The sequence below is a fragment of the Syntrophus sp. (in: bacteria) genome (assembly GCF_040768185.1).
Classification (GTDB): Bacteria; Desulfobacterota; Syntrophia; order Syntrophales; family Syntrophaceae; genus Syntrophus; species Syntrophus buswellii.
Genome location: NZ_JAXGNC010000020.1, coordinates 1 through 4,685, shown reverse-complemented (window position 1 = coordinate 4,685; position 4,685 = coordinate 1). Strand labels below are relative to the sequence as shown.

Annotated in this window: 6 protein-coding genes; 3 read left to right on the top strand and 3 right to left on the bottom strand. The window is 57.8% G+C overall.

Annotated features, from left to right (window positions below; genetic code table 11):
* Together AB3175_RS13490 and AB3175_RS13485 are read left to right on the top strand one after the other, a co-directional pair.
* The coding region (locus tag AB3175_RS13490) for an alkaline phosphatase family protein (protein ID WP_367361466.1) at positions 1 to 1,607 on the top strand (1,607 nt) is incomplete at its 5' end.
* Between the two features lie 51 nt (positions 1,608 to 1,658).
* Positions 1,659 to 2,198: an O-acetyl-ADP-ribose deacetylase gene (locus tag AB3175_RS13485; RefSeq protein WP_367359816.1), complete on the top strand. Its 540-nt coding sequence runs from the start codon at positions 1,659 to 1,661 to the stop codon at positions 2,196 to 2,198.
* Here AB3175_RS13485 and AB3175_RS13480 read toward each other — a convergent pair.
* Positions 2,190 to 2,546, bottom strand: coding sequence for a molybdenum cofactor biosynthesis protein MoaE (locus AB3175_RS13480; RefSeq protein ID WP_367359817.1), 357 nt, complete (start codon positions 2,544 to 2,546; stop codon positions 2,190 to 2,192). The genes AB3175_RS13485 and AB3175_RS13480 overlap by 9 nt on opposite strands.
* Before the next feature lie 112 nt (positions 2,547 to 2,658).
* Between AB3175_RS13480 and AB3175_RS13475 the strand changes: the two genes are divergently transcribed.
* The gene (locus AB3175_RS13475; protein WP_367361465.1) at positions 2,659 to 3,162 is read left to right on the top strand and encodes a DUF721 domain-containing protein; all 504 of its coding nucleotides are present in this window, start codon (positions 2,659 to 2,661) and stop codon (positions 3,160 to 3,162) included.
* On the opposite strand, the gene AB3175_RS13470 is transcribed toward AB3175_RS13475, so the two are convergent.
* Positions 3,131 to 3,895 (bottom strand): tRNA1(Val) (adenine(37)-N6)-methyltransferase, encoded by a 765-nt coding sequence (locus AB3175_RS13470; protein WP_367361464.1) that lies wholly within the window; start codon positions 3,893 to 3,895, stop codon positions 3,131 to 3,133. The genes AB3175_RS13475 and AB3175_RS13470 overlap by 32 nt on opposite strands.
* 25 nt (positions 3,896 to 3,920) lie before the next feature.
* A partial coding sequence (locus AB3175_RS13465; protein ID WP_367361463.1) for a DUF1015 domain-containing protein occupies positions 3,921 to 4,685 on the bottom strand: 765 nt, incomplete at its 5' end.

The following is a 4,685-nucleotide window of genomic DNA, read 5'->3' as shown; positions in this document are numbered from 1 at the left end:
AGGATGAAATGCCCATGGGGAAACTCTCCACAGGTCACGCCATGTCAGAGGCCGTCAGGAATGCGTATCTGCGCAACAGCGATGACGAGACCCTGGAACCTCTGGTTCTGATGGATGCCGGTCAGCGGCCGGTTGGCCGCATCGGGAAAAATGATGCCGTCATTTTCTACAACATCCGGGGAGAACGTGAAATCGAACTGACCCGCAGCCTGACGGAAAGAGGGTTCTCTGCTTTCTCCCCGGTGGATGACCTGTTGCTGTCCTTTGCCACCATGATTGAATACAAAAAGGGATTGAATGTGCAAGTGGCCTTTCCCCCGGAGGGAGAGCTGCAGGATACCTTAAGCGACGTCCTTTCCCGGAACCACATCAGCCAAGCCAAGATCACCGAAGCGGAAAAGGCGGTCCATGTTTCTTATTTCCTGAACGGGAAGAAGGAGCATCCCCTCCCGGGAGAAGAGAGGATCATCGTGCCCACGCGCAGAGACGTCCATCTTTTCGATGAAGCCCCGGAGATGTCCATCGAGGCAATAACCGAAGCCATTCTCGACAAGATTGCCGATCCGTCCTGCCGGTTCATCCTTGCAAATTTCCCCAATGTGGACGTGGTCGGCCACATTGAAAATGAGCAGGCCATCCTGAGGGCCGTGGAAGCAGTCGACCGCCAGACGGGCCGGGTCATTGACGAGGCGAAGCGCCGGGGCTTGACGGTCATGGTCACCGCCGACCACGGGACAGTCGAAAAATGGCTCTATCCCGACGGCGTTATTGACACGGGCCACACAGACAGCCCCGTCCCTTTCATCCTTCTCCACGATACCCCGGACCTTGAGCTTCGCCGGGATGGAGCCCTGACGGATATCGCCCCAACCGTCCTCCAGCTGTTCCGCCTCCCCGTTCCGGCGGCCATGACCGGAAAATCGCTGATCATCACCCCCGGTCCCGAAGGGATCAAGCCGGCGCAGAGGCTCCTTGTTCTCATTCTCGACGGCTGGGGAGAAAGCGACCAGACCTTGGGCAACCTCATTGCCCAAGCCGCCACGCCGACCATGGATCGCCTGAAAACGACCTGTCCATGGACGACCCTGAAGGCGGCGGGAGAAGCCGTCGGGCTTCCTGAAGGAACGGTTGGAAATTCGGAAGCGGGACATCTGCACATTGGCGCCGGAAGGCCGATCTATGCCGATCGGGTCCGCATCAATCAGGCCATTTCCGACGGAACGTTCTACGAGAACGAAGCCTTCCTTTCCGTCATGTCTGCGGCAAAGCGCAATTCCAAGGCCCTGCATCTGCTGGGCATCGTTTCCTTTTTCAGCTCGCACGGCTCCCTTTCGCATCTGTTTGCCCTGATGGAGATGGCCAAACGGGAAGGTGTCCCCGAGGTCTACATTCATGCCATGCTCGGCCGTCGGGGTGAACAGCCGGAAAGCGGCGCTCTGTATATTGAAAAGATTGAAAACAAGGCGGCGGAACTGCAAAGGGGAAAGGTGGTTTCGGTCATTGGCCGGTACTGGTCCATGGACCGGGAAGAAAACTGGGACCGAATCAAAAAAACCTACGACATGCTTGTCTTCGGAACGGGGCAAGCCGTCTTCTGTCAATCATAAAAGAACGGTCAGCCCCTGTCGTGACAACATCCGGCTGAGGAAGATGGGAATATGGAACATCGAATCGGAAACAGAAGAGTCGTCCTGGTTCAGGGCGACATCACCCTGGATGAAACGGATGCCCTGGTCAATGCCGCCAACAGCGGCCTGAGAGGCGGGGGCGGGGTCGACGGCGCCATTCACCGGGCCGGCGGACCGGCCATTATGGCTCAATGCCGCAAAATCGGGGGTTGCCCCCCCGGCCAGGCGGTCATAACCACGGGCGGCAATCTCAAGGCCCGGTACGTCATTCACACCGTCGGTCCAATCTATCGGGGCGGCGCCCACGGTGAAGCGGACATCCTGGCCGGCGCGTACCGGGAAAGCCTGAAACTGGCTTCCGCAAACAGGTTGAAAAGCCTGTCCTTCCCGGCCATCAGCGCCGGGGTTTATGGCTATCCGCTCCAGGAGGCCGCCAGGATTGCCCTGACAACGGTTCTTGACTACCTCGCGGCCCACCGGGACATCGAGCTTGTCCGCTTTGTCCTGTTCGGGCAGGAGACCTTCGAGGCCTTTTCCGCCGTTCTCCGGGACCTTATTCCGTCATATTAACGTTTCCTGCTTCCTGGTGACCTCGGCCTTGATCCGGTTCAGGGTATCCATCAGGGTTTCGGAGACGTTCTCGCGGATATCACCGGCGACGACGATGTACATCACGTCGTCACCGACAGGGTGCAGACCTTCGCGGATTTCAACGAGGACTTCCACAATGCCCGGCCGCTTCTTCGCCTCCGCTACAATGGCTTCAAGACGCTGCCGGTCGGCTGTTAAAGTAAGCTCGGAGACGGGCTTCCCGTCCCGGGTCGTCGCCCGGACCACGCCGTTATGACACAGAATCATCCCCGCCTTATGAAAATCGGGGTGACTCTTTACCTTTTGAATCATTTCCATCAGATCCATCGCAACCTCCTTTTTCGAATCCCTGAAAAAAAAACAAGGGGCGTTTAGAATAATCGAGATCCCGCCCAAACCCGTATTGACCCGAGCCCGTAACTGTGAGAAGAGATTTGCCATGCGAAGAAGAGCTGCACAGAAAAAAATGGAACCTCTTGGCCCGGTTCTTCAAAAGGCCTTGAAGAGGCGGCATGTTCCCTTTGATCTCGAAGAGAAGCGGATTCTCGCCCTTTGGGACCAGGCCGTCGGTCCACAGATTGCCGCCCAGACAAGGCCCAGCCGTATCAGGGCCAGGACGCTCTTTGTGGCCGTTTCCACATCGGTCTGGATGCAGCAGCTCCATTTTCTCAAAGAGAATATCATCAGGCAGTTCAATTCCCTAGCACAAAAAGAGGAAATCCGGAATATTTTCTTTTCTCTGGGCCGGGTTGACGCCCGTCCGGCAACCTCTTCCGCGCCGCCCCCTTCTTCAGCGTCAGAAGCCTCCCGAAGCCTGAAGAAAAGGGATTTACAGATGATCGCCGACTGCACGAAACACATCGCCGACGAAGAGCTCCGGGAAATCGTCAAGCGCGTCATGACGAAGGAAATCAGCCGCCGCCGGCTGTCGGAAACCGGTTAAGCTCCCTGAAAAGCTCCTCCATATCTTCGGTATAGAGCTCCGAATCCCTGTAGATAAAAAGGGGAGGAAGAACATCCAGTTCCTCGCCTCCCCCCTTGCAGCCCTCGGACAGGACAAAAGTCCCCGCTGTGTCACTCCGGGAATGAACCAACCGGAACCGTTTAGGTTCGAGGGCCGCTTCCCGCATCCCCGCGATAAGGGGCACCAGCCGCTGAGCGGGATAGATCACAAAGAAGCGGCCGCCAGGCTTCAAGACATAGGCGGCCGCTTCAAGAAAGTCCCGGAGAGCCCCCCGGATCTCGTGCCTTGCCAGGGCCTTCTCGCCCAAGGGGTTGATTCGTCCGGTATTCGCCTTCCGATAAGGTGGATTGCAGACAACGGCATCAAAAGATTCCGCATCAAGAAACCGTCGGATTTGACGGACATCCCCCACCTTAAAGGACACCCGGCCATCGAGACCATTCAGGGCCGCGCTGCGCATGGCCATTTCAACCATGCTCTCCTGGATGTCGACCCCGACAGCCCGGACATCCGTACGCCGCATGGCGGTGATGAGGGCAAGAACCCCGCTGCCCGTTCCCATGTCCAGAAGCGAATGTTCCTGTCCCAGACGGATAAAAGAAGCCAGCAGCAGGGCATCCAGGGAAAAGCGATAGCCCCTCTTCTTCTGGATAACCTGGAGGCGTCCGTTCAGAAGGCCGTCCACGGTCTCGTTTTCCCGCGCCAGAATCATGATGCCCCCTGTGCCGACCCTCCCGCTAAGAAAGGCGATGGACAAACAGGCCGCTGCGTAGTTTCGGTTCAAACCAGGTGGATTTGGGAGGCATGACCAGTCCGGCATCCGCCACCGCCATCAGCTGCTCCAATGTTGTGGGAAAGAGGGAAAAGGCGACGGCGAACTTGCCGGAATCCACCAGCCGCTCCAGCTCTTTCATTCCCCGGATGCCCCCGACAAAATCAATGCGCTGGTCCGTCCGGGGATCCTCGATGCCCAGCAACGGGTGCAGAAGGTGGTTCTGCAGAATGGATACGTCAAGACGGCCGATGGGGTCCGCTTCATCGCAGAGATTTTCCCGGGCAATCAGCTGGTGCCACTTACCGTCCAGATACATTCCGTAAGAATGGAACGCCTCGGGAGATTTCCGGCTGAAATCGGGGCGGATTTCAAACTTTTCTTCGACCTTCCGGAAAAAGGTTTCCCGATCCAAACCGTTGAGGTCCCGGACGGCCCGGTTGTAGTCCATGATCCTCAACTGGTTGTGGGGGAAGATGACGGAAAGGAAAAAATTATAGGGTTCGTCGCCCCGGTGCCCGGGATTGCTTTCCCGACGGGAGCGGCAGACGGAACAGGCTGCAGCCGCCCGATGGTGGCCGTCGGCGATATAAAGCGCATCGAGTCCTTTCAGCCCTTCCTCCAGTCTGCGGACACCCGCCGGATCGCTTACGACCCATACCCTGTGCACAATCCCGTCATCAGCGGAAAAGTCGTATTCGGGGGAGGCGGCCTTGAAATCCCGGACGAG

What these genes read in the sequence shown, in the direction of transcription:
- AB3175_RS13485 (WP_367359816.1), top strand. Translation starts at nt 1,659, where the DNA reads ATGGAACATCGAATCGGAAACAGAAGAGTCGTCCTGGTTCAGGGCGAC.
- AB3175_RS13480 (WP_367359817.1), bottom strand. Translation starts at nt 2,546, where the DNA reads ATGGATCTGATGGAAATGATTCAAAAGGTAAAGAGTCACCCCGATTTT.
- AB3175_RS13475 (WP_367361465.1), top strand. Translation starts at nt 2,659, where the DNA reads ATGCGAAGAAGAGCTGCACAGAAAAAAATGGAACCTCTTGGCCCGGTT.
- AB3175_RS13470 (WP_367361464.1), bottom strand. Translation starts at nt 3,895, where the DNA reads ATGATTCTGGCGCGGGAAAACGAGACCGTGGACGGCCTTCTGAACGGA.